This is a genomic window from Mesorhizobium sp. 8, from assembly GCF_006351905.1.
Classification (GTDB): Bacteria; Pseudomonadota; Alphaproteobacteria; order Rhizobiales; family Rhizobiaceae; genus Mesorhizobium; species Mesorhizobium composti.
In genome coordinates this window covers 2,807,721-2,831,637 of sequence record NZ_CP040914.1, presented here as the reverse complement: position 1 = coordinate 2,831,637, position 23,917 = coordinate 2,807,721, and the positions used below count along the sequence as shown (strand labels likewise).

The 23,917-nt window shown below is 66.1% G+C and carries 25 protein-coding genes; 17 read left to right on the top strand and 8 right to left on the bottom strand.

The features are described from left to right. Positions 1–175 precede the first annotated feature (175 nt). Positions 176–418, top strand: coding sequence for a type II toxin-antitoxin system prevent-host-death family antitoxin (locus FGU64_RS13815; protein ID WP_180375531.1), 243 nt, complete (start codon positions 176–178; stop codon positions 416–418). Continuing rightward, entirely contained in the window at positions 415–825 is a 411-nt protein-coding gene (locus FGU64_RS13810) for a type II toxin-antitoxin system VapC family toxin (protein WP_136356607.1), read from the top strand. The genes FGU64_RS13815 and FGU64_RS13810 overlap by 4 nt, the downstream gene beginning before the upstream one ends. Before the next feature lie 20 nt (positions 826–845). On the opposite strand, the gene typA is transcribed toward FGU64_RS13810, so the two are convergent. Beyond that, positions 846–2,672 carry a translational GTPase TypA gene (gene typA / locus FGU64_RS13805; protein ID WP_139953738.1) on the bottom strand — a complete coding sequence of 609 codons (1,827 nt, stop codon included), beginning with the start codon at positions 2,670–2,672 and terminating at the stop codon, positions 846–848. Between the two features lie 254 nt (positions 2,673–2,926). Between typA and FGU64_RS13800 the strand changes: the two genes are divergently transcribed. Next, positions 2,927–3,214 carry a hypothetical protein gene (locus tag FGU64_RS13800; RefSeq protein WP_139953737.1) on the top strand — a complete coding sequence of 96 codons (288 nt, stop codon included), beginning with the start codon at positions 2,927–2,929 and terminating at the stop codon, positions 3,212–3,214. Between the two features lie 9 nt (positions 3,215–3,223). On the opposite strand, the gene FGU64_RS13795 is transcribed toward FGU64_RS13800, so the two are convergent. Then, positions 3,224–3,628, bottom strand: coding sequence for an ACT domain-containing protein (locus tag FGU64_RS13795; RefSeq protein ID WP_139953736.1), 405 nt, complete (start codon positions 3,626–3,628; stop codon positions 3,224–3,226). A gap of 112 nt (positions 3,629–3,740) precedes the next feature. Between FGU64_RS13795 and FGU64_RS13790 the strand changes: the two genes are divergently transcribed. Then, complete coding sequence (locus FGU64_RS13790) at positions 3,741–4,004, top strand: glycine zipper domain-containing protein (protein ID WP_136356615.1); 264 nt, start codon at positions 3,741–3,743, stop codon at positions 4,002–4,004. 71 nt (positions 4,005–4,075) lie between these two features. Here the strand turns inward: FGU64_RS13790 and rpsP are convergent, their stop codons facing one another. From rpsP to ffh, 3 genes are all read right to left on the bottom strand, one after another. Further along, on the bottom strand, positions 4,076–4,474 hold the full coding sequence (gene rpsP / locus FGU64_RS13785) for a 30S ribosomal protein S16 (RefSeq protein ID WP_139953735.1): 399 nt from the start codon (positions 4,472–4,474) through the stop codon (positions 4,076–4,078). Between the two features lie 70 nt (positions 4,475–4,544). Beyond that, positions 4,545–4,862, bottom strand: a complete 318-nt coding sequence (locus FGU64_RS13780) for a chorismate mutase (RefSeq protein ID WP_136356619.1) — start codon at positions 4,860–4,862, stop codon at positions 4,545–4,547. A gap of 7 nt (positions 4,863–4,869) precedes the next feature. Beyond that, a complete protein-coding gene (gene ffh, locus FGU64_RS13775) occupies positions 4,870–6,477 on the bottom strand; it encodes a signal recognition particle protein (RefSeq protein ID WP_139953734.1) in 1,608 nt (535 codons plus the stop codon). 306 nt (positions 6,478–6,783) lie between these two features. Between ffh and FGU64_RS13770 the strand changes: the two genes are divergently transcribed. Then, entirely contained in the window at positions 6,784–7,482 is a 699-nt protein-coding gene (locus tag FGU64_RS13770) for a DUF2270 domain-containing protein (protein WP_139953733.1), read from the top strand. A 5-nt stretch (positions 7,483–7,487) separates the two neighbouring features. Here the strand turns inward: FGU64_RS13770 and FGU64_RS13765 are convergent, their stop codons facing one another. Next, positions 7,488–8,426 carry a type II CAAX endopeptidase family protein gene (locus FGU64_RS13765; protein ID WP_139953732.1) on the bottom strand — a complete coding sequence of 313 codons (939 nt, stop codon included), beginning with the start codon at positions 8,424–8,426 and terminating at the stop codon, positions 7,488–7,490. Between the two features lie 268 nt (positions 8,427–8,694). Between FGU64_RS13765 and FGU64_RS13760 the strand changes: the two genes are divergently transcribed. Further along, complete coding sequence (locus tag FGU64_RS13760; protein ID WP_136356627.1) at positions 8,695–9,513, top strand: lytic murein transglycosylase; 819 nt, start codon at positions 8,695–8,697, stop codon at positions 9,511–9,513. Between the two features lie 46 nt (positions 9,514–9,559). Here the strand turns inward: FGU64_RS13760 and FGU64_RS13755 are convergent, their stop codons facing one another. Together FGU64_RS13755 and FGU64_RS13750 are read right to left on the bottom strand one after the other, a co-directional pair. After that, entirely contained in the window at positions 9,560–10,000 is a 441-nt protein-coding gene (locus tag FGU64_RS13755) for a hypothetical protein (RefSeq protein ID WP_246671118.1), read from the bottom strand. Positions 10,001–10,126: 126 nt separating this feature from the next. After that, positions 10,127–11,164 carry a hypothetical protein gene (locus FGU64_RS13750; RefSeq protein WP_136356631.1) on the bottom strand — a complete coding sequence of 346 codons (1,038 nt, stop codon included), beginning with the start codon at positions 11,162–11,164 and terminating at the stop codon, positions 10,127–10,129. Between the two features lie 243 nt (positions 11,165–11,407). Between FGU64_RS13750 and glmM the strand changes: the two genes are divergently transcribed. The 11 genes from glmM (at position 11,408) to FGU64_RS13695 (ending at position 23,890) form a co-directional block, all read left to right on the top strand. Further along, a complete protein-coding gene (glmM, locus tag FGU64_RS13745; RefSeq protein WP_136356633.1) occupies positions 11,408–12,760 on the top strand; it encodes a phosphoglucosamine mutase in 1,353 nt (450 codons plus the stop codon). 224 nt (positions 12,761–12,984) lie between these two features. Continuing rightward, the gene (locus FGU64_RS13740; protein WP_136356635.1) at positions 12,985–13,824 is read left to right on the top strand and encodes an outer membrane protein; all 840 of its coding nucleotides are present in this window, start codon (positions 12,985–12,987) and stop codon (positions 13,822–13,824) included. Between the two features lie 228 nt (positions 13,825–14,052). Continuing rightward, the gene (locus tag FGU64_RS13735; RefSeq protein ID WP_246671347.1) at positions 14,053–15,552 is read left to right on the top strand and encodes an ABC transporter substrate-binding protein; all 1,500 of its coding nucleotides are present in this window, start codon (positions 14,053–14,055) and stop codon (positions 15,550–15,552) included. Positions 15,553–15,657: 105 nt separating this feature from the next. After that, positions 15,658–16,599 (top strand): ABC transporter permease, encoded by a 942-nt coding sequence (locus FGU64_RS13730; protein WP_139953729.1) that lies wholly within the window; start codon positions 15,658–15,660, stop codon positions 16,597–16,599. After that, the gene (locus FGU64_RS13725) at positions 16,599–17,462 is read left to right on the top strand and encodes an ABC transporter permease (RefSeq protein ID WP_139953728.1); all 864 of its coding nucleotides are present in this window, start codon (positions 16,599–16,601) and stop codon (positions 17,460–17,462) included. Before FGU64_RS13730 ends, FGU64_RS13725 begins: the two co-directional genes overlap by 1 nt. Further along, positions 17,462–18,685 (top strand): amidohydrolase/deacetylase family metallohydrolase, encoded by a 1,224-nt coding sequence (locus tag FGU64_RS13720; protein WP_139953727.1) that lies wholly within the window; start codon positions 17,462–17,464, stop codon positions 18,683–18,685. The genes FGU64_RS13725 and FGU64_RS13720 overlap by 1 nt, the downstream gene beginning before the upstream one ends. Before the next feature lie 8 nt (positions 18,686–18,693). Next, positions 18,694–19,701, top strand: a complete 1,008-nt coding sequence (locus tag FGU64_RS13715) for an ABC transporter ATP-binding protein (RefSeq protein ID WP_210239077.1) — start codon at positions 18,694–18,696, stop codon at positions 19,699–19,701. Next, positions 19,698–20,690 (top strand): ABC transporter ATP-binding protein, encoded by a 993-nt coding sequence (locus tag FGU64_RS13710; protein WP_246671117.1) that lies wholly within the window; start codon positions 19,698–19,700, stop codon positions 20,688–20,690. The genes FGU64_RS13715 and FGU64_RS13710 overlap by 4 nt, the downstream gene beginning before the upstream one ends. A gap of 8 nt (positions 20,691–20,698) precedes the next feature. Next, positions 20,699–21,556 (top strand): IclR family transcriptional regulator, encoded by an 858-nt coding sequence (locus FGU64_RS13705; protein WP_139953725.1) that lies wholly within the window; start codon positions 20,699–20,701, stop codon positions 21,554–21,556. Positions 21,557–21,786: 230 nt separating this feature from the next. Continuing rightward, a complete protein-coding gene (locus FGU64_RS13700) occupies positions 21,787–22,200 on the top strand; it encodes a hypothetical protein (protein ID WP_139953724.1) in 414 nt (137 codons plus the stop codon). A gap of 202 nt (positions 22,201–22,402) precedes the next feature. Beyond that, a complete protein-coding gene (locus FGU64_RS13695) occupies positions 22,403–23,890 on the top strand; it encodes a carboxypeptidase M32 (RefSeq protein WP_139953723.1) in 1,488 nt (495 codons plus the stop codon). Positions 23,891–23,917 lie beyond the last annotated feature (27 nt).

The following is a 23,917-nucleotide window of genomic DNA, read 5'->3' as shown; positions in this document are numbered from 1 at the left end:
GAACGGATCAGCCGCTAGAGGCAAACCGATGCCGCGCCAAGGATGCAGGCGAGGCAAACCCAAGGGCCAGAGAGGGTGGCTCAGAGGTGATGGCGTAACCATCCCCACCGGGCCTTGCACAAACCAGCGTAGAGTATTAAATCTAGCTTAAGCTAGCTTATCTGGAGTTCCTATCATGCGCACCGTTGCCGCCTTCGATGCCAAGAACACGTTCGGCTCGCTGCTCGACATGGTCGAGCGGGGAGAGGAGATCACCATCACCCGCCACGGCAAGCCGGTTGCGCGACTCGTTGCGCCTGTCGAGAAGATCGATCGCAGCGATGCGCTGAAGGCGGTAGAGGAGATCAAGAGGATGAGCAAAGGCGTTACCCTTGGCGGCCTGTCGATCAAGGACTTGATTAACGAGGGCCGGAAATGATCGTTCTCGACGCCTCGATAGTGCTCGCGTCGTTTTTCGAGGATGAGCGGACGTCGGCCGTCGTGGCCGTGATGAATAAGGTGGGCTCGTCGAGCGCATTCGTCCCATCCCTGTGGCCGCTGGAGGTGGCCAACGGCCTTCGGATAGCGATACGACGCGAAAGAATATCGCCGTCGTTCAGGGACGCCGCTCTCGTCCAACTGGCTAAATTGTCGATCAAGGTCGACCCGGAGACCAACACCCATGCCTGGCATGCGACGTTGCAACTGGCCGACCGTCGTGATCTGACGCCTTATGATGCCGCCTATCTGGAGTTGGCGCAGCGGCGACGTCTGCCGCTGGCCACGCTGGATCGCGATCTCGCGAACGCCGCCGAATCCGAAGGCGTGGCCGTTCAGGGCCTGTAATCCGAAACCATCGGCTTATCTTATGCCGCGCCGGCGACCTTCTGCTTTTCGAAGCGCTTGCGCTCGTTCGGGTCGAGATAGAGCTTGCGCAGCCGGATCGACTTCGGCGTCACCTCGACCAGCTCGTCGTCCTGGATCCAGGCCAGCGCACGCTCCAGCGTCATGCGCACCGGCGGGGTAAGCTTGACGGCCTCATCTTTGCCGGCGGCGCGGATGTTGGTGAGCTTCTTGCCTTTCAGCACGTTCACTTCGAGGTCGTTGTCGCGCGAGTGTATGCCGATGATCATGCCCTGGTAGACCTTGACGCCGGCGTCGATGACCATCGGGCCGCGATCCTCCAGGTTGAACAGCGCGTAAGCGACCGCCTCGCCCTGGTCGTTAGAGATCAGCACGCCGTTGACGCGACCGGGCAGCTCGCCCTTGTAGGGTTCGTAGGCATGGAACAGCCGGTTCATCACCGCCGTGCCGCGCGTGTCGGTCAACAGTTCCGACTGGTAGCCGATCAGGCCGCGCGTCGGCGCATGGAAGACGAGGCGCTGGCGGTTGCCGCCGGAAGAGCGCAGCTCGATCATCTCGGCCTTGCGCTCGCTCATCTTCTGCACGACGACGCCGGCATGCTCCTCGTCGACGTCGATGACGACTTCCTCGACGGGCTCCAGCAGTTGGCCGGCCTCGTCCTTCTGCATGACGACGCGCGGCCGCGACACGGCGAGCTCGAAGCCCTCGCGGCGCATCGTCTCGATCAGCACGGCAAGCTGCAACTCGCCGCGGCCGGAAACGTAGAACGAATCCTTGTCGGCCGATTCCTCGATCTTCAGCGCGACGTTGCCCTCGGCCTCCTTGAGCAGGCGGTCGCGGATGACGCGGCTGGTCACCTTGTCGCCTTCGGTGCCGGCGAGCGGCGAATCGTTGACGAGGAAGGACATGGTGACCGTCGGCGGGTCGATCGGCTGGGCGGCCATCGGCTCGCTCACCGAGGGATCGCAGAAGGTGTCGGCGACGGTGCCTTTCTGGAGCCCGGCGATGGCGACGATGTCGCCGGCCTGCGCCTCGTCGATGGGCTGGCGCTCGAGGCCGCGGAAGGCAAGGATCTTCGAGACGCGGCCGGTTTCCAGCAGCGTGCCGTCGTGATGCAGCACCTTCACGGCCTGGTTGGGCTTCAGCGTGCCGGAGGCGATGCGGCCGGTGATGATGCGGCCGAGGAAGGGGTTGGCTTCCAGGATGGTGCCGATCATGCGGAACGGGCCGGGCTCGACGGCCGGCGCCGGCACGTGCTTCAGCACCAGATCGAACAGCGGGGCAAGGCCCTGGTCCTTTGGGCCTTCCGGCTTCTCGGCAACCCAGCCGTCGCGGCCGGAACCGTAGAGGATGGGGAAATCGAGCTGCTCGTCGGTGGCGTCGAGGGCGGCGAACAGGTCGAACACCTCGTTGATGACCTCGGTCTCGCGGGCGTCCGGCCGGTCGATCTTGTTGATGACGACGATCGGCTTCAGGCCGACCTTCAGCGCCTTGCCGACGACGAACTTGGTCTGCGGCATCGGGCCTTCGGCGGCGTCGACCAGCACGATGGCCGAATCGACCATCGACAGGATGCGTTCCACCTCGCCGCCGAAGTCGGCGTGGCCGGGCGTGTCGACGATGTTGATGCGGGTGCCGTGCCAGTCCACCGACGTCGCCTTGGCGAGGATGGTGATGCCGCGCTCTTTTTCGAGGTCGTTCGAGTCCATGGCGCGTTCGGCGACGCGCTGGTTCTCGCGGAAGGCGCCGGATTGTTTGAGAAGCGCGTCGACAAGCGTGGTCTTGCCATGGTCGACATGCGCGATGATCGCGATGTTGCGGATATCCATAAGGTCACTCGGAAGCGTTGCCGCGGCGCCCAGCCGTCGCTTCCCGGTGGCGTTTTCCCCCCATGCATGCATGGAGCCACGGAAACGGAACAAAGCGCTGCTTTTTTTCGGTTGCGCGGCTCATACAGGTTTTTTCGCAATTGCGAAAGGGGACCTCGCAACCCAAATGACGGTTACCGATTGTTAAACGCTTGATGCGAAACTTTCATTAACCAATTGCGGAACCGGCACACGGCCGGGGCATTGAGGGCAAGATGGAACGCAGGATCGAAATCGTCGGCAGACTGCTTTCGCCACGCCTCGTCGTCGGCGCGCTGGCGCTGGTTCTGGTCGCGGGGGTTGCCCATTCGGCCGCGACGCGCGCCGATGTCCCGAAAATCGCCGCGGCCACGCAGGCGGAAGCGCTTTATCCCGACGCTCCCGACGGCGTCGACCCGGTGGTGACCGGCCCGGTCAGCGTTTCGTTCAGGCAGCGCCAGGCCGACGCCGGCTGCGACGAGGCCGTCTGGCCGAACGTGCCTGCTGCCTGCTACCCGAACTGAACCGCGCGCTCAGCGCGCTTCCTTCGCCATTTCCCTGAGGATCGTCATCGCCTCGGCCGCGCGTTCGGCCGGCACGAACAGATGGTCGTGATAGAAGCCGGAGACCGGATTGACGCCCATGCCGGCCGCCGCAAGCCGCGTGGTGATCGCGGCGAGGAAGCCGACAGCCTCCAGCGACGAGTGGACGTTCAACGTAATCATGCGGCAGCGGAACGTGTCGGCAAGCCCGGCCTTTCGTGCGGCGTCCTCGGTCAAGATGAAGGTCAGGGCCTCGTTTTCGCGAAACGTCATCACGGGGTCGAACCCCTCCGGTCGGCCCTGCGACAGCGGCACGGTTGCGAACACCAGCACCTCCGGCTGAAGCGCCGGCTGCATCGAGCCGAGCAGGGTCTTGAGGTCGGTTTCACCCGTCATCGTTGCCTTCCTTCGGCGGCGGTCCGCGCTTGGCGGCCGTCCTGCCCTTGGATCGAATCCCGCTCTCAATCGTTACAGGGCAGGCGGTGAACTTTCGAGAGAGGAATTCGACATGAAAAAGATGGTGGTTCTGATGGCGTTGCTGCTGCCGCTCGGTGCGTGCTCGCAGACCGAACAGGGGGCTGCCGTGGGCGGCCTGGGTGGTGCTGCCGTGGGTGCTGCGGTGGCCGGCGATCCGGTCGAAGGCGCCGTGATCGGCGGTGCCGTCGGCGCGGTGGCGGGAGCCCTGATTGGCCATGCCAGCGAGCGCGGCCAGTGCCGCTATCGCGACCGTTACGGCCGCACCTATGTCGCCCGCTGTCCGCGCGGCTACTGACCGAGCGCAGGCAGAAAGGAAAACGGCGGGCCTGAGCCCGCCGTTCTGGTGTTTCGGCCTGAGCCGGGTGCCTACTCGGCGCTCGCCTCGGCCGGAGCCGGTTCGGCGGCAGCAGCCGCGGCAGCGGCGGCGGCATCTTCCTGCGCCTTGGCGAGCAGGGCGGCGCGCTCCTGCGCCTTCTTGCCGGGCTGCGCCTTTGACGGGTTGTTGCGGGCGTCGCGCTTGGAAATGCCGGCCTGGTCGAGGAAGCGGGCGACGCGGTCGGTCGGCAGGGCGCCGTTGCCGAGCCAGTGCTTGACGCGGTCCTCGTCGAGCTTGATGCGGTCGCCGTCCTTCGACAGGAGTGGGTTCCAGGCGCCGACCGCCTCGATGAAGCGGCCGTCGCGCGGCGAGCGCACGTCGGCGACGACGATGTGGTAGTAGGGACGCTTCTTCGAGCCCGCGCGGGCCAGTCTGATCTTCAGTGCCATTGGTTGTCTCCTAGAAAGTCATGATTGACGGTTGGCTGCGCCGGCCGCCGGATTGTGCGGCCGGTATTCTTCATCCGCCGTTGGCGTCGGCGGCGATCTGTTCGTGGTGACGGATCACTTCCCTGATGACGAAGTTGAGGAATTTCTCCGCGAAATCCGGATCGAGATGGGCGTCCTTCGCCAGCCGGCGCAGCCGCTCGATCTGCTGGGCTTCACGGTTCGGGTCCGCCGGCGGCAGGCCGTGCGTTGCCTTGAGCACGCCGACCGCCTGGGTGCAGCGGAAGCGCTCGGCCAGCGTGTGGATGAGGATCGCGTCGAAATTGTCGATCGAGGCGCGGTAGCCGGCCAGCGTCTTGCGCGCTTCGGCCATGTCCTGTTCTTCGTTCATCGTCGGCTCACTTCTTCTTGACCCCGCCCGGGAGCCCGCCGGGGCCACCGAGGCCGGGTAGTTTCATGCCCCCCGGAAGACCGGGCAGTCCGCCGCCGCCAAGGCCGGGAAATCCGCCGGGAAGACCCTTCATGCCGCCCTTGCCGAGGCCAGCGGCTTCCGCCTGCTTCTGCAAGGCTTCGAGCTGCTTGGGGTCCATCTTCGACAGGTCGGGCATGCCGCCCATTCCGGGCATCATGCCGCCCGCCAGACCGCCAAGCCCCATCTTCGAGGCCAGCCCGCCCATGGCTGCGCGCATCATGCCGCCGCCTTTGCCCTTGCCGCCCATGGCCTTCATCATGTCGGCCATGCCGCGATGCATCTTCAAGAGCTTGTTGATCTCGGCGGCGTCGGTGCCGGAGCCGGCGGCGATGCGCTTCTTGCGGCTGTGCTTGAGGATGTCGGGATTGGCGCGTTCGGCCCTGGTCATCGAGGAGATGATGGCGAGCTGGCGCTTGAACATCTTGTCGTCGAGGCCGGCGGCGGCAAGCTGGTCCTTCATCTTGCCCATGCCCGGCATCATGCCCATGATGCCGCCCATGCCGCCCATCTTCGACATCTGCTGGATCTGCTGGGCGAGATCGTTCAGGTCGAACTTGCCCGACTGCATTTTCTTCGCCATCGCCGCGGCCTGTTCCGCGTCGATGTTCTCGGCCGCCTTCTCGACGAGGCTGACGATGTCGCCCATGCCGAGGATGCGGTCGGCGATGCGCTTGGGATAGAATTCCTCCAGCGCGTCCATCTTCTCGCCGGTGCCGATCAGCTTGATCGGCTTGCCGGTGACGGCGCGCATGGAAAGGGCGGCGCCGCCGCGGCCGTCGCCGTCCATGCGGGTGAGCACCAGGCCGGTGATGCCGACTCTGCTGTCGAAGCTTTTCGCCAGGTTGACGGCATCCTGACCGGTGAGCGAATCCGCCACCAGCAGGATCTCGTGCGGCGCCGACATCTTCTTGATGTCGGCCATCTCGACCATCAGCGGCTCGTCGATGTGGGTGCGGCCGGCGGTGTCGAGGATGACGACGTCGTGGCCGCCGAGCTTGCCCGCCTGCACGGCGCGCCTGGCGATATCGACCGGCGACTGGCCGGCGACGATCGGCAGGGTGGCGACCTTCACCTGCTCGCCGAGCTGGCGCAACTGCTCCTGCGCGGCCGGGCGGCGCGTGTCGAGCGAGGCCATCAGCACCTTCTTGCCCTGGCGCTCGGTGAGCCGCCTGGCAATCTTGGCGCTGGTCGTCGTCTTGCCGGAGCCCTGCAGGCCGACCATCATCAGCACGACCGGCGCCGGCGCGTTGAGGTCGATGGCGACGCCCTCTTCGCCGAGCATGGTGACCAGCTCGTCATGGACGATCTTGACGACCATCTGGCCGGGCTTGATGGACTTCAGGACGGCCGCGCCGACCGCTTTCTCGCGTACCTTGTCGGTGAAGGAGCGCACGACCTCCAGCGCGACGTCCGCCTCCAGCAGGGCGCGGCGCACTTCGCGTAGCGCCGCCGAGACGTCCGCCTCCGACAGCGCGCCACGGCCGGTCAGGCCGTTCAGGATCGAGCCGAGGCGTTCCTGTAGCGATTCAAACATTCTTCGTCCTTCAGTCCCGGGAATGAACCCGAGAGGTAGTGTCCCCACGCCAAAGGTCCAAGCGAAAGCCGGCGGGCAAAGCCCAAAACCAAAAAGCACCCGGGGGCGCATCGCGCTGCCGGGTGTTGGCCTCCGGGATCGTCTCAGGCCCTGAAAGGGCGCCCCGGTCGGCTTTCGCGAGAAGATCGTCGCGGAAAGTTGCGGCGTCTAGACAGGAAAAACGCCGCTGAGTCAAGGCCGGACGGCGGCGGGCGGCTGAAACGGCGCTATAGTGCGCCGAGCAAACAGGCGACGGGAGGAGATGTCATGGCCGAGGACACTGCGAAAATCCAGCCGTCCTTCCTGCCGTCCAACCATTCCGAGACGGTTACGGCGATCGTCCATTACTACCGCGCCGAGATCGCGCGCATGGCGGGCTGGCGCGAGCGCATCGACCAGACCTCCAACTGGGCGATCACCGTCGTCGCCGCGCTGCTGTCGGTGTCGCTGTCGACGCCGTCGTCGCATCACGGCGTGCTTTTGTTCGCCATGGTGCTGGTCTACCTGCTTTTGATGATCGAGGCGCGGCGCTACCGGTTCTTCGACGTCTACCGCTACCGGGTGCGCCAGTTCGAGCGGCACTATTTCGCGCAGGTGTTCTCGCCCGTGCCGGATTTCTCCGCCAACTGGCTGCAGATCGTCGGCCAGAACCTGCGCGAGCCGAAGTTCTTCATCTCCTACGGCGACGCCTTCTCGCGGCGGCTCAGGCGCAACTACATCTGGATGTTCCTGATCCTGCTGCTCGCCTGGGTGCTGAAGATCTCGACGCCGGGCCTGCAGGCCGAGGGCGCGCGCTCGACGCTTGTCCATTCGCTGAGCGAGATCGTCGCCAACACGCGGCTCGGCCCGATCCCGGGCTGGGCGGTGGTGCTGGCCGTCGCCGTCTTCTACGTCTGGCTGTTCTTCGCCTCACGCCGCGCGCTCGACGATGCCGACCAGAGCGGCTTCGGCGAGGTGCACGTCTAGGGCTTCTATCCCCGGTCGGCTTCGACCTTCAGCGGCGAACGCGGATGCAGCAGCAGCAGCGCCGTCAGGCCGGAGGAGACGATGCCGATCAGCGACAGGAGAAAAGCGTCGAGCGGCGTCCAGCCCGGCCCTTCCAGCGGCGGCGCCGTGAACAGGGCGAAGGCGTTGAAGCTCTGCTGGTGCGAGATGAGCAGGAAGCCGAAGAGGTTGTTGGCGAGATGGGCGCCGAAGGCCGCGCCGAGGTTGCCGGTGGCGTAGACCAGAAGCGTCAGTACGATGGCGAAGGCGCCGATGGAGATCATGACGCAGATGTTGATCGCCAGCGAGTTCGCCGGGCTCCAGTGCAGCGCGGTGAAGGCGATCAGCGGCAGGAGCGCCCATACAAGCGGGCTCCTGAAACGCTTCGCCAGGCCGCGCGGCAGGTAGCCGCGGAACAGCAACTCCTCCGACGAGGTCTGCACGAAGGCCAGCGCGGCGATGGGGACGAGTGCTGCGAGCCAGGCCGAGACGCCGATGGCGCCGCGCCCGATTTCCGGGTGCAGCAGGTAGATCAGCACCTCCGACACGACCGACGTGAGCAGCACCGCCACCGCGCCCTTGCAGAAGCCGGAAGCGGAAATGCGCCGGCTGTTGCCGAACAGGGCGGACAGTCTCTCGCGATGGAGGAGGCGCATGGCGATCCAGGCGCCGATCCAGATGCCGCAGAAGGAGGCGAGCACGGTCAGCACGCCGGTCGGCGTGGCGGAAAACGATGCCATGTCGGGCATGCCTGCCTCGCCGCCCTGCCAGCGTGAGACGAGGAAGATGCCGCCGACGATGACGAGCAGCGACGACAGCGCCCAGAAGATGACGATGATCAGCGTGCCGGCGATCAGCCTGGGCAGGGTGGCCCTCTCGCCGGCCGAGCGCCGGTAAGCTTCGAATGCGGCGGGATCGATGCTCAAGCTGTCCTCATTCCGTTCATGGTCCCGCAACCGTCGCTGCGGCCGGGCGTTCCGCACCATATGCGCATCGATCGGTAAACCAGTGATTGCCGGCACTGCCCGTCTGCGGCGGCGGACGTAAAATGTGGCCACCCTCACAAATATCCCTTGATCTTGGGCAAGTTGCCGCGTCGCGACCAATGACGGCGATGCGGGCAGGCGGTGACAAGCCCGCATTTCGCTGGCAAATTCGCCTCAGGGACGTGATTCAGGCAATCAGGAGAAAAGCATGGCAGTGCTTGCCAAAGGAAAGATCGTGTTCGCCGCCGCCGCTGTCGCGGCACTTGCGCTGGTGACGAACGCCCAGGCCGCCGGCAAATGCGGCAAGGACGGTGGCGGTTTCGACGCCTGGGTGGACGCCTACAAGGCGGACGCCAAAGCGCGCGGCATCGACACCGGCCCGCTGGCCGGCGTGAACTACGATCGCGGCGTGATCCGGATCGACCGCAGCCAGCACAAGGCCTTTTCCGGCACGCTGGAGCAGTTCATGGCGCGGCGGGCGCCTGCCTCCTACGTCAAGAAGGCCAAGGGCTACATGAAGTCCCAGGCGGGGCTCCTGAAGAAGATCGAGGCCCGCTACGGCGTGCAGCCGGAAGTCATCCTGGCGATCTGGGGCATGGAAACGGGCTTCGGCGCCAATTCCGGCAACAAGAGCGTCTTCGCGCCGCTTGCGACGCTGGCCTATGACTGCCGCCGCTCCGCCTTCTTCACCAACGAGCTGGATTCGGCCCTGGAGATCGCCCAGAAGGGTTACATTTCCGCCAGCCAGATGCGCGGCGCCGGCTTCGGCGAGCTTGGCCAGACGCAGTTCCTGCCGTCGAAATACCTGCAATTCGCCGTCGATTTCGACGGCGACGGCCGCCGCGACCTGATCCATTCGCGCGCCGACGTGCTCGCCTCCACGGCCAACTTCCTGCGCGGCCACGGCTGGAGCGCGGGCGGCGGCTACGGACCGGGCCAGACCAACTACGGCGTCTGGGCCGACTGGAACCGCGCCAAGATCTACCAGCAGGCGCTGGCGGAGTTCGCGCGGCGCATCGCCAACTGACAGCGCGGCGATCCACCTTTCGGGAGCCCGGCACCGCCGGGCTCTTTCATTTCACGTCGAGCGCGTAGGAGCAGCCGGCCAGGATCTTGCCGGGCAGGCCCTCCACCGTCGAGACATTGAGCGAGATGCGCGTCACGTAGGTGACGCCGCCGCTATCCTCGCTGACTTCGTGGATGATCTTTTCGCCGAGGAATTTTTCCGGGGTCGAGACGACCGGCACGATGCCGAGCCTTTCCGCCAGCTCCGGCGCGGCGACGCCTTCCAGGACGGCCATCGGGCCGGTGGACGTGAACGCTATCAAATCCGTCGAATGGCCGAAGGCCTCGATCGGCGCGGGAAGCCGGTATTGCTGCAGGAACGGATTTTCGCCGGCAACAGCCTTCCAGCCCAGCCCCGCGGCAAAATCCGGCTCGCCCGCCACCCGCAAGGCGAAGCCGTTGTAGCTGGCCACGTCGGCCCGGCACTCGATATAGGCCGGCAGATCCATGTTCGTCGGTCCCGCGTCCCGGCGACTGCACGCCGTCTTGCCAACAGCTATCGTATCGGAGAGGACAGAAAAAGGGGCCTGCGGATCGTTCCGCAGGCCCCTTCTTGAAAATGCGCGGCGTTGGCCTCAGCCCTTCAGCCTGGCGTTGCAGAGGCTGTAGTAGCCGCCGCCCTTCTGGATCCAGCGCAGGCCACTCAGCGAGCCGGAGTCCTTGTTGGCGTAGTACTGGTCGAGGCAGGTGTGCATGCGTGCCTTGCCGGCCGACTCGTCGGAATACTTCTTGGAGATGCCGGTCGGGAACTTCACGCCGCGCGGCGCCTTGACCGTCGGGGTCTCGGGATCGCCCGAGTAGTTGGCCTCGTCGATGCTGGGAACGCTGTCGTCGTCCGCCGCGCCGGCGCCGCAGGAGGCCTTGCGGAAGTCGTTCCATTTCATGCCGTTCAGCGAACCGTTGCTCTTGGCGGCCTGATACTTGGCGCTGCACTCGGCCATGGTCAGGCCCTTGCCGGCCTGCTCGTCGGTGCTGGCAGCGGCCTTGGTCGTCTTCTTTGCCGGCTTTGCAGCGGCGGCGGTGGCGCCGGCGGCGCATTCGCTCTTGCGGAAGTCGTTCCACTTCATGCCGTTCAGCGTGCCGGCGTCCTTGGCCGCCTGATACTTGGCGCTGCATTCGGCCATGGTCAGGCCCTTGCCGGCCGAATCGTCGTCGGCGCTGGCAGCGGCCTTGGTGGTCTTCTTCGCCGGCTTTGCAGCGGCGGCGGTGGCACCGGCGGCGCATTCGCTCTTGCGGAAGTCGTTCCACTTCATGCCGTTCAGCGTGCCGGCGTCCTTGGCAGCCTGGTACTTGGCGCTGCACTCGGCCATGGTCAGGCCCTTAGCGTCGTCGTTGCTCGCCGCGTCGGAGGACTTCTTCGTCTTCTTGGCTTTGCTGTCGTCGCTCGCCGAAGCCTTGGTCTTCTTGGCGGGCTTGCTGTCGGTGGCGGCCGCGTCCGAGCCGCACTCCGCCTTGCGGAACTGGTTCCAGGTCTGGCCGGACAGCGTGCCGGCGTCCTTGGCGGCGTTATACTTGGCGCTGCACTCCGCCATGGTCAGCGCGCTGGCCGGCGAGGCCAGGAACAACGCCACGACGGCGAGACCCGTCAATGTGGCCAATCGATGGATGAACATAGGTCTCTCCGTTAAAGCCGCCCGCCAATAGTCTCGCAAGACATACCGCCCGACGGGGTAGCGCACCAGCCCCGACATGCACGGTCCCTGCACGGACTGAATAGCTCTCGCATTTTTCGACATAATTTTGGCGAAACAACTCTTTCCTAAGGATTGGTGACAGAAGATCATATATTGTGATACCCGCGCGTGGGGCAGTTGTGGCATGTGGTGCCGCGGGCAAACCATTTAGGGGTCAAGTCCATGTCTGGACGTTATTTCGGCACCGACGGCATCCGGGGGCGCGCCAACAAGTTTCCGATGAACGCGGAAATCGCCATGCGGGTCGGCATGGCCGCCGGCCTTTCCTTCCAGCGGGGCAGCCATCGCCACCGCGTCGTGCTGGGCAAGGATACGCGCCTGTCCGGCTACATGATCGAGAACGCGCTGGTGGCGGGCCTGTGCGCGGCCGGCATGGACGTCTTCCTGCTCGGTCCTGTCCCGACGCCGGGCGTCGCCATGCTGGTGCGTTCGCTGCGCGCCGACATGGGCGTCATGATCTCGGCCTCGCACAATCCCTATTACGACAACGGCATCAAGCTGTTCGGCCCCGACGGCTACAAGCTTTCCGACGAGATCGAGGAGCGCATCGAATCCATGCTCGACACCGATGTCGAGATGGCGCTTGCCGATTCCGACGCGCTCGGGCGCGCCAAGCGCGTCGACGGCGTGCATGACCGCTATATCGAGTTCGCCAAGCGCACGCTGCCGCGCTCGATGTCGCTGTCGGGCCTGCGCATCGTCGTCGACTGCGCCAACGGGGCGGCCTACAAGGTGGCGCCCGCAGCCCTTTGGGAACTGGGCGCGGACGTGGTCGCCATCAACGTCGAGCCCAACGGCTTCAACATCAACAAGGAATGCGGCTCCACCCACCCGGCGGGCCTGCAGAAGAAGGTGCACGAGGTGCGCGCCGACATCGGCATCGCGCTCGACGGCGACGCCGACCGCGTGGTCATCGTCGACGAACAGGGCGAGGTCGTCGACGGCGACCAGATCATGGCGATGATCGCCCAAGCCTGGCACCAGAGCGGCCGGCTGGCCGGCGGCGGCGTCGTTTCCACCATCATGTCCAACCTCGGCCTCGAGCGTTTCCTGTCCGGCCTCAACCTGGAGCTTCACCGCACCAAGGTCGGCGACCGCTACGTGGTCGAGCATATGCGCGCGCACGGACTGAACGTCGGCGGCGAGCAGTCCGGCCATATCGTCTTGTCCGATTTCTCCACCACCGGCGACGGCCTGGTGTCCGCCTTGCAGGTGCTCGCCTGCGTCAAACGGCAGAACAAGCCGGTCAGCGAGCTGTCGCGGACCTTCGAGCCGGTTCCGCAGGTGCTCAAGAACGTGCGCGTCTCCAGCGGCAAGCCGCTGGAGGAGGAGCCGGTCAAGGCGGCGATCGAGGATGCGCGCAGCCGTCTCGGCAATACCGGCCGCCTGGTCATCCGCCCCTCCGGCACCGAGCCGCTGATCCGCGTCATGGCGGAAGGCGACGATTCGGGGCTGGTCGAGGCGGTGGTGGACGACCTCATCGGGATCATTTCAGAGACCCGCAGCGCCGCCTGATCCGCTCCATTTCCTTTTCTTGAAAAGCCCGCCGGCCGGCGGGCTTTTTCATGCGCGCCTGGCCGCAATGACAGCCGGCGGAAGCGGCGCGAAACCTTCGAACTTTAGCTATTCTTGGTTAATTGGCAGGGTTAAACGCCTTTTAACCTTTGCAATTCATTATCCACATCCGAAGTCAATCGCGTCCGGGGGCCGGTCTCCCGACGTCTCCCAGGGTGGCAAGGATGTTTTACCTGACAAGGAAACTGCTGCTGGCCGGCGCGGTCGCCGGTCTGACGGTGCCCGCGTTCGCGGCCGATCTCTACGAACCGCCCGTCGAGGAGGCGCCGGTGATCGAGGCGCCGGCCTATGAGCCGGTGGATTTCGGCGGCTGGTATATCCGCGGCGACCTCGCCTACCGCAAGTCGGAACTGCGTGGCGTCGACTACACGACCTACGGCTTCGACGACTGCAACTGCATCATCGTACCGGGCAGCAAATCCTTCGACTGGGCCAAGCTCAAGGGTGGCTTCTCCTTCGGCGGCGGCGTTGGCTACAAGGTCAGCGAGCATTTCCGCACCGACCTGACCGCCGACTACTGGTTCAAGTCGAATTTCGACGGGCATACGTCCGACTTCGTCTCGGAATCGACCGAAAAGTCGAAGATGAGCGCGCTCCTTCTGCTCGCCAACGCCTATGTCGACATCGGCACCTGGCACGGTATCACGCCCTATGTCGGCGCCGGCATCGGCGGCGCGAAGGTAAAGTGGGACGAGGTCTACGACCCCAATACGCCCGAGCACAATCCGGGCGCCTCCAACTGGCGTTTCGCCTACGCCTTGATGGCCGGCGCGTCCTACTGCCTGACCGACAATCTCATCTTCGACGCCGGCTATCGCTATACCCACATCCAGGGCGGCCGCATGTTCGAATGGGACGCTTCCAGCGCCGGCCCAGGCTACGATCGCGGCCTCGACAACCACGAAGTGCGCGGTGGCCTGCGCTATCAGTTCGGCGGCAATACGGGCTGCGCCGCGCCGCAGGTGGCCTACGAACCGGCGCCGGAGCCGATCTACACCAAGTAGAACGCTTTCTCTCCTATCATCGACAAAGGAAACGCCCGGCTCGACCGGGCGTTTTCGCATTTGGGGATGGCGCTAAGCGGATTACGGTGACGGGCGCCTTCCATCTCGGCTTGACGAAACGGAAACACGATGGGATAGTCATACACAAATAAAGCATATATTTCATAATAAGGGAACAGGGAGACGAATATGGGACGTCTGGTGAATGTCGCCGCGCTGGTTGCGGCGATGGTGCTGCCTGCGGCACACGGAGCCTGGGCCGATCCGGTCAAGGGCGGGGTGATCGACGTGGCGACCGTCGGCGAGCCGCCGACGCTGGATCCGATGGCCTCGACCGCCGATCTCGTCGGCATTGTCACCCAGCATATCTTCGAGACGCTCTACACCTTCGGCAAGGACTGGGCCGTCACGCCGCTGCTGGCCGCCGACATGCCGCAGATTTCGGCGGACGGGCTGACCTACACCATCCCGCTCAGGACCGGCATCAAGTTCCACGATGGCTCCGACATGGATTCGGCCGACGTCGTCGCCTCGCTGGAGCGCTGGGAGAAGATCGCCACGCGCGGCAAGCAGGCGGCGGAAGTGATCGCCGGTATCGAGGCGCCGGACACCAACAGCGTCAAGATCACGCTGAAGAAGCCCTATGCGCCGCTTCTGTCGCTGCTTGCCTTCAACAACGCGGCGGCCATCATCATCCCGTCGGAAAACGCCGGCGAGGACCCGCTCACCAAATTCGTCGGCACCGGCCCCTACCTGCTGAAGGACCGCAAGCCCGACCAGTTCATCCAGCTCGCCCGCTTCGACGGCTACAAATCGCGTGACGGCGAGTCGAATTTCTACGGCGGCGCCCGCAAGCAGTATCTCGACGAGATCCGCTTCGTGCCGGTGCCCGATCCCAACACCCGCGTCGAGGGCGCGGTGGCCGGCCAGTTCGCCTATGCGGACGCGCTGCCGGTGGAAGCCTATGACAAGATTTCCGGCGGCAAGACCAAGCCGGTTATCCTGAAGCCGTTCGGCTGGCCGGTCTTCGTCATGAACACCAAGGAAGGCCTGAACTCCGACATCCGCATCCGCAAGGCGGTGCAGGCGGCGCTGGCGCCGAACGACATGCTGACCGCCGCCTTCGGCTCGACCGACTTCTTCGCCGTCGACGGTTCGATGTATCCGGAAGGCTTCGCCTGGCACAACACGGTCGGCATCGACGCCTACAAGCCCGACGGCGATACCGAGGCGGCCGCGGCGCTGCTCAAGGAAGCCGGTTACGACGGTTCGAAGCCGCTGCGCATCCTCACCAGCCGCCAGTACGAGTTCCACTACAAGATGGCGCAGGTGGCGCAGGCCTATCTCGAACAGGCCGGCTTCAAGGTGAAGCTCGACGTCGTCGAATGGGCGACGCTGACCAAGAACCGCCAGGATCCGAAGCTGTGGGACATCTACATCACCCACAGCCCGTTCCTGCCCGAGCCGTCGCTCAACGGCTTCATGTCGGACACGACGCCCGGCTGGTGGGCGACCGACGCCAAGCACAAGGCGGTCGAGGCCTTCAACGCCGAGTCCGATCCGGCCAAGCGCGCCAAGCTCTATGAGGACGTGCAGAAGGTGATCTACGACGAGGCACCCATCTACAAGGTCGGCGACTTCAACGCGCTCGCCGCGCAGGCACCGAACCTCGAGGGTGTGACGCCGGCGCCGTGGCCGTTCTTCTGGAACGCCTGGCTGGAGAAATAAGCCGTTCCTCCCGCCTCTCCCGTGCCTTCGCGGGAGAGGCTGCCGGGCGCCGAAAAGTGCCGGCGCCCGGCATGGTCCCAGCGATGATGCAAGGATCGTGAGCCGATGCTGCGCTCCATTCTCAACAGGCTGTTCGGCATGATCGCGGTGATGGCGCTGGTCGTCACCATCGTTTTCGTCATCGTGCGCGTGACGCCGGGCGACCCGGCGGCCGTCATGCTCGGCCCCGACGCCACCGCCGCCGACGTCGCGGCGCTTCGGTCGAGGCTCGGCCTCGATCAGCCGATGGTCGTGCAGTTCGGCCGCTATGTGCTGGGCGTCGTGCAGGGCGATTTCGGCCAGTCGATCTTCCTCAACCAGCCGGTGACCACGGCGCTCGCCCAGCGCGCCGAGCCGACCTTCTTCCTCACCGTCTTCTCGCTGCTGATCGCCACGGTGATCGCGCTGCCGGTCGGCATCCTTTCGGCCTACAAGCGCGGCTCGGCCTTCGACCAGGCGGCGACGACGCTGGCCATGTTCGCCGCCAGCGTGCCGAGCTTCTGGCTCGGCCTGCTGTTCATCCAGTTCTTCGCGGTAAAACTCGGCTGGTTCGACACGTCCGGCTATGGCGGGCCGGGCGCCTCCTTCCTCGAGCGGCTGAACCACCTCGTCCTGCCGGCGTTGGCGCTCGGCCTTGTCTCGTCGGCGCTGATCACCCGCTTCGCGCGCGCCTCCATGCTCGACGTGCTCAACGACGACTATGTGCGAACCGCCCGCTCCAAGGGCATGAGCGAGTGGCGCGTTGTGCTCAAGCATGCATTGAAGAATGCGCTGATCCCGATCCTCACCGTCATCGGCCTGACAGCGGCGCTGCTGATCTCCGGCGCGGTGGTGACGGAGACGGTGTTCGGCCTCCCGGGCGTCGGTTCGCTGGTGGTGTCGGCGGTGCTGCGGCGCGACTATCCCGTCATCCAGGGGGCGCTGCTGGTCATCGCCGGCCTCTACGTGCTGGTGAACTTCGCCATCGACATGCTCTATCTCGCCATCGATCCGAGGGTGCGCTACTGATGGCCGCCGTCTCCGCACCCCTGCAAAGCGAACCCGGCCTCGTCGCACGGCTGATGGGTCGGCCGACCTCGGGCGTCGGCCTGGTCGTGCTGGTGCTGATCGCGCTGGCCGCCCTGCTGGCCCCATGGATCGCTCCCTATGCGCCGGCGAAATTGTCCGTCGCGCACCGGCTGGAGCCGCCGACGCTGCAACATCTGTTCGGTACCGACGATCTCGGCCGCGACGTCTTTTCCCGCATGCTCTACGCCGCGCGCACCTCGCTGTCGGTGGCGCTCGCCGTCGTCGTCTTCTCCTCCATCGTCGGCATCGTGCTGGGTCTGACGGCAGGCTTCTTCAAGAAGCTCGACACGCCGGTGTCGCGGTTGGTCGACGCCATGATGGCTTTCCCCGACATATTGCTCGCCATCGCGCTGGTCGCCGCGCTCGGCCCCACCGCCGTCAACGTCGTGATGGCGCTGGGCATCGTCTATGCGCCGCGGCTGGCGCGCGTGGTGCGGGCCTCGACGCTGGTGATCCGCGAACTGCCCTATGTCGAGGCCGCCCGCGCGCTCGGCGTGCCGACGCCGGTGATCCTGGTGCGGCATGTGCTGCGCAACGTCGCTTCGCCGATCCTGGTGCAGGGCACCTTCATCTTCGCCAACGCCATCCTGGCGGAGGCGGGTCTCTCCTTCCTCGGCGTCGGCATCTCGCCCGATATCCCGACCTGGGGCACGATGATCGCCGTCGGCCGGCAATATATGGACCAGGCCGGCTGGATCATGATGTTTCCGGGCGCCGCCATCGTCATCACCGTGCTGGCGCTGCAACTGGTCGGCGACAGCCTGCGTGATCTCCTCGACCCTCGTCTGGCAAAGGACATATGATGTTCGCCAATCGCTTCCCGCAAGCAGAACGCCCGCTGCTGATTCGCGGGGCAAAACCTGTCGGCTTCGGCTCCGGCCTGCCTGAAAAGCTGGATGTGCTGGTCGGCCGGGACGGCCGTATCGCCGAGATCGGATCGATGATCGCTGCCGGCGACGAGGTGAAGGTGATCGAGGCGAACGGCGCCTACATGTCGCCGGGCTGGACCGACCTGCATGTGCATGTCTGGTACGGCGGCACCGACATCTCGCTGCGTCCCGAACAGTGCGGCGCCTCGCACGGCGTCACCACCATGGTCGACGCCGGCTCGGCCGGCGAGGCGAATTTCCACGGCTTTCGCGAATACGTCATCGAGCCGGCGAAGGAAAACATCTACGCCTTCCTGAACATCGGCTCGATCGGGCTGGTCGCCTGCAACCGCGTCTCCGAACTGATCGACATGCGCTCGATCGACATCGACCGCACCATCGCCACCGTCGAAGCCAACCGCGATGTCATCATCGGCCTCAAGGTGCGCGCCAGCCACGTCATCACCGGCGGCTGGGACCTCACGCCGGTCCGGCTGGCGAAGAAGTTCAGCCGGATCCTCAAGCTTCCCATCATGGTGCATGTCGGCGAGCCGCCGCCGCTCTACGACGACATCCTGCCGCTGCTGTCGGAAGGCGACATCGTCACCCACTGCTTCAACGGCAAGGCCGGCGGCTCTATTCTTGAAGACGAGGACCTTTATCGACTCGCCGAGGACGCGGCGGCGCGCGGCATCGTGCTCGACGTCGGCCATGGCGGCGCCTCCTTCTCCTTCGACGTCGCCAAGGCGGCCCTTTCGCGCGGCCTGCCGCCGAAGACGATCTCGACCGACCTGCACAACCGCTCGATGGACACGTCGGTGTGGGACATGGCCACCACCATGTCGAAGGTCCTGTCGCTCGGCATGAAATTCGAGGATGTCGTCGCGGCTTCCACCATCGCGCCGCGAAAGGCGATCAAACTTCCGACCGACAGGCTTCTGGAAAAAGGCAAGCCGGCGGAATTTACCCTCTTCGATCTCGTCGATTCCGATGTGACGGTGAAGGATTCGCAAGGCGCCGTCTCGACGCTGCACCGCCTGTTCGAGCCGCGCCACGCCATCCTCGGCGCCGAAGCGGTCGCCGCGCATCGCTATGTCCCGGCCGAGGGGGCGACAGGCGAGGGCCATGTCTGCCCGCATTGCGGATGGAAGTCATGAGCGAAACGCTGGCCGCCGACACGATCCTCTCCGTCCGGGACCTGAAGACCTGGTTCGTCACCCGCCGCGTCACCGCCAAGGCGGTCGATGGCGTGACCTTCGACCTGAAGCGCGGCGAGACGCTGGCCGTGGTCGGCGAAAGCGGCTCGGGCAAGTCGGTCACAAGCCTGTCGGTCATGGGGCTGCTTTCGCGCCCCGGCAGGATCGAGGGCGGCCGGATCCTGTTTCGCGACCGCGCCGGAAAGGTGCACGACCTCGCCGCTTTCGGCCCTGCCGATTTCCGCAAGATTCGCGGCCGCGAGATCGCCATGATTTTCCAGGAGCCGATGACCAGCCTCAACCCGCTCTACACGGTCGGCGACCAGATCGGCGAGATGATCGCGCTGCACGAGAAAGTCAGCCGCGAGGAGAAACGCAAACGTGCGCTCGAGATGCTGAAGCACGTCGAGATTCCGGACGCGGCCTCCCGCCTGGACGACTATCCGCACCAGATGTCGGGCGGCATGCGCCAGCGCGTCATGATCGCCATGGCGCTGGCCTGCAATCCCTCGCTACTGATCGCCGACGAGCCGACGACGGCACTCGACGTCACCATCCAGGCGCAGATCCTCGACCTCTTGCGCCGGCTGCAACAGCAATTCGGCATGTCGATCCTGTTCATCACCCACAACCTCGGCGTCGTCGCCGAGATCGCCCACAACGTCGTGGTCATGTATGCCGGCCGCGTCGTCGAACAGGCGCCGGTCAACGACCTGTTCGCGCATCAGCGCCATCCCTATACGAAGGGGCTGCTGGCCTGTACGCCGAACGCCGGACGCGACATCGACGCAACCGGCGAGCGCCGCGCGCTCTACTCCATTCCGGGCTCGGTGCCGCCGATCACGGCGCTGCCGCCCGGCTGCGCCTTCGAGCCGCGCTGCGATTTCGCCATCCCGCCCTGCAAGGCAGCACCTCCGCCGCTGATGCCGGCCGGCAGCGACGGATTTTCCCGCTGCATCAGGAGCGCGGAGCTGTGAGCGCCGTCATCGAGATCGACCGCCGCACCGAGACGAAGCCGCTGCTTGTCGTGCAGGGCCTGACCAAGCATTTTCCGGCCCGCAACGGCCGCATCGTCCATGCCGTCGAGGACGTCAGCTTCGAGGTGAAGCGCGGCTCGACGGTCGGGCTGGTCGGCGAGAGCGGCTCCGGCAAGACGACTGCCGGCCGCGCCGTGCTGCGCCTGATCGAGCCGACCGCCGGCAAGGCGCTGTTCGACGGCGTCGACCTGTTTTCGCTGTCGGCGGCCGAGATGCGCGCCTATCGCCGAAAACTCCAGATCGTCTTCCAGGACCCCTTCTCCAGCCTCAATCCGCGCCTGCGCGTCGCGGCCATCCTCGGCGAGGCGCTCGACGCCTGCGGCTTCCCGCGCGGCAAGGCGCGCAGGGAACGCGTCGCCGAGCTCTTGACGCTGGTCGGCCTGTCGCCCGACCACGCCACGCGCTATCCGCACGAGTTCTCCGGTGGCCAGCGCCAGCGCATCGGCATTGCGCGTGCGCTCGCCGTGGAGCCGGAATTCGTCGTCGCCGACGAGCCGGTTTCGGCGCTCGACGTGTCGGTGCAGGCGCAGGTGCTGAACCTGCTCGGCGAGTTGCAGAAGAAGCTGGGGCTGACGCTGCTGTTCATCGCCCACGACCTTTCGGTGGTCGAGTACCTGTGCGACGAGGTTGTGGTGCTCTATCTCGGCCGGGTCATGGAGCGTGGCCCGAGCAAGCTGGTCTATGCCGCGCCGCGCCATCCCTACACCAAGGCGCTGCTCGCCACCGCGCCGGTGCCCGACCCGACGCGCCGGCGTACGCATGTGGCGCTGACGGGCGATATTCCGAGCCCGATCGCGCCGCCGTCCGGCTGCGTCTTCCGCACCCGCTGCCCGGAGGCGATCGCCGCCTGCGCCGAGACCGTTCCGCCCGTCGTCGAGATCGGCGACGGGCACCATGTGGCCTGCATCCGCCACGACGAAAGAGCCTGACCGGAGCCATGTCGACCACGGAAGCCGATCCTGAAGCGGGCAGGGCCGAGGCGGTGCGGACGCCGCGCCGTTCGCGCACCAGCGGCATCGACCGGGCGCTGCAGATCCTCGACCACCTGCAGAGAGAGGGCCGGCCGGCCACCGCCTACGAGATCGCCCGCGCCGTCGGCGCGCCGCTGTCGACCATCTACGTCATTGTTGACGACCTGGTCGACAAGGAGATGCTCGACCGCAAGGACGGCGGGCTGCTCTGGCTCGGGCCGCGGCTCTACCATTACGGGCTGACCTATGCCCGCTCGCTGGACCTGCTCGACGTCGCCGTGCGGGAGATGCACGAACTGGCGCGCAATTCGGGCGAGACGGTGCAGATCTGCGGCCGCGACGGCGACCATATGGTCGTGCTCGCCATGGAGGAGGGGTCGGACCATTTCCAGGTCACCTCGCGCGTCGGCACGCGCACGCCGCTGAACTGGACGGCGTCGGGCCGGCTTTTGGTCGGCCACCTGCCCGAAACGGAGCGGCTGGAGGTTTTCGGCCGCTCGGCCACCGCCTCGCCGACGGGCCGCGCCGAGACCGACAGGCAGCGGCTTGCCCACAGCGCCGCCGCCGCGCTCGATCATGGGCTGGCAATCCAGGCCGGCGAGTCCGATTTTTCGGTCGCCTGCATCGCGGCGCCCATCCGCGACTCGCAGGGTGCCTGCCGGGCTACGGTCTCCATCGTGGTGCCGGACGTGAAGGTCAGGCAGAAGGACCCGGACCTGGTGGGGCTGGTCAGGCAAAGCGCCCGGCGTATCGAGGCCCGGCTCGGCTGGCGGCGTCCGGACCGCGAAGCCGCCGCGCTCGGGGCGTTGCTGCGGGAATACTGAAGCCGTCTCGCAGAGGGGGGGGGACACCCGCATAGTGCGCCGCCCTCTGCCGGCAAGGGCGGACAGAATTATCTTTTTTTAACTAAGCCGCGCGTTCGGGCGGCGCTAGCCTGCCTGCGCGGACTGGGAACTGCCGGCGATCGTCGGGGGTATCGCGACACGACGGAACCGGACGGTTCGCGCATGCGACGGACGGCGGCGAGCCGTCCTCTCACCAAGGAGACGCGGCTATGCGCTCTTTCACTCCCAAGACCATCTTCATCGCTTCGCTTCTTGCAACCCTGCCTCTCGGCGCGGCCTATGCCAGTTCGGGGGGCGGCGACTACCCGAATCCCGCTGCCATGCAAGGGTCGCGGCTGTCGGCCGTGCTCAATCAGGCGGGGGGCGTCCGCGATGCCATCACCGACGCCCATAGAGGCCGCGAGATCGGCGCCAGCGAGGCCCGGATGCTGGAGAGCCGGACCGGCGGCGTCATCAGGACGGCGGAGCGGGTCGCGGCGGAGAACCATGGCCGGATGCCCGCGACAAGCTACAAGCAGGTCCTGCGCCGGCTGGACAATATCGACCAGCGGCTCCTCATGGATACGGGCAGCGGCTTCGCCATCGGCGACGGTGGCGATACAGGGCACTATCCGAGCGGCTGATTGCGCACGGCCCTGAAATTATGCCGCGGCGGGCTTCGGCCCGCCGCGTTTCCGCGGTGAAACGATCTATCTTCTTGTTTTAACTGCATTTGTGTGACGCCGGACGATTCTGCACGATTGCAAAACGCTCAATCGGTTTCGGCCGGCTTGCGATTGCCGGCGAATCGCGCTCCCTTCCGGGCTTCTCGAGCAGGAGCCCGCGATGTCTTTCCAGAAACTCGACGAACTCGGCCACAGGCTGGAGGCGCTGGAGCATGCGATCGCCATCCTCGGCGCCGACGAGGCGACGCACATGGCAGTCGGCGGCGGCGAGAAGCGGGCCGAGGCGCTGGCCTCTCTCGCCGGCCTCTATCACCGGCAGGCGACGGCGCCCGAGATCGCCGACTGGATCGCGGCGGCCGAGAGCGAGGCCCTGAACGACGACCAGGCAGCTGCGCTGCGCGAGTTCAAGCGCCAGCACACCAATCTCACCTGCCTGCCGGCGGACTTCGTCGAGCGCCAGACGGCGGCGCGGCTGCGCTGCGAGCAGTTGTGGCGGGACCTTCGGGCGAAGAACGACTGGGCGGGCTTCCTGCCGGCGCTCGAGGGCGTGGTGGCGCTGGTGCGCGAGGAAGCCGCCATGCGCGCCGAGGCGCTCGGGCTCCAACCCTACGACGCGCTGATGGAGCAATACGATCCCGGCAACCGCGCTGCCGAAATCGCGCCTGTGTTCGCCAAGCTGAAAGCTTTCCTGAAGGATTTTGTCCCGGAAGCTCTCGCGGTGCAGGAGGAGCGGCTGGCGAAGCGCCCGCTGAAGAAGCTGACGGGCAGCTATGCGGTCGAAAAGCAGCGCGAACTTGGGCTGGCCATGATGGCGGCGGTCGGCTTCGACCTCACCCACGGCAGCCTGTCGGTGTCGCATCATCCGTTCTGCGGCGGCGTGCCGAGCGACGTGCGCATCACCACGCGCTACCGCACCGGCGAATTCCTGTCGGCGCTGATGGGCGTGCTGCACGAGAGCGGCCATGCGCTCTACGAGCAGAACCTGCCGAAAGAGTGGTCGCACTGGCCGCTCGGCAAGGCGCGCGGCATGGCCGTGCATGAAAGCCAGAGCCTGTTCGTGGAAAAGCAGGTCGGCCGCAACCCGGCCTTCTGGCGCTGGGCGCTGCCGGTGGTCGAAAAGCATCTCGGCGAAGCCTGGACGCTGGAAGACATGCTGCCGCATGTCCACCATGTCGAACGCGGCCTGATCCGCGTCGACGCCGACGAGGTGACCTATCCGCTGCACGTCATCCTGCGCTTCGAGCTGGAACAGGATATCGTCGCCGGCCGTCTGGAGGCGGCCGATATCCCCGAGGCGTGGGACGCCGGGATGCGCGCCTATCTCGGCCTTTCCACCATCGACAATCCGGCCGATGGGCCGATGCAGGACGTCCACTGGTCAGGCGGCGCCTTCGGCTATTTCCCGTCCTATACGCTGGGCGCCATGATGGCGGCGCAGCAATGGGCGGCGCTGGTGAAGGACCATCCGGCCGCCGACGCCGACCTCGCGGCAGGCGACCTGACGGCGATCAACGGCTGGCGTCGCGAAAAGATCTGGTCGCAGGGATCGCGCTGGTCGACGCCCGAACTGATCGAGCGCGCCACCGGGGAGAAGCTGGAAGCTGGGCATTTCATCCGCCATCTCAAGCAGCGCTACGGCAAATCGTGATAGGGTCGCGCCGTCGCCAGTGCCGGA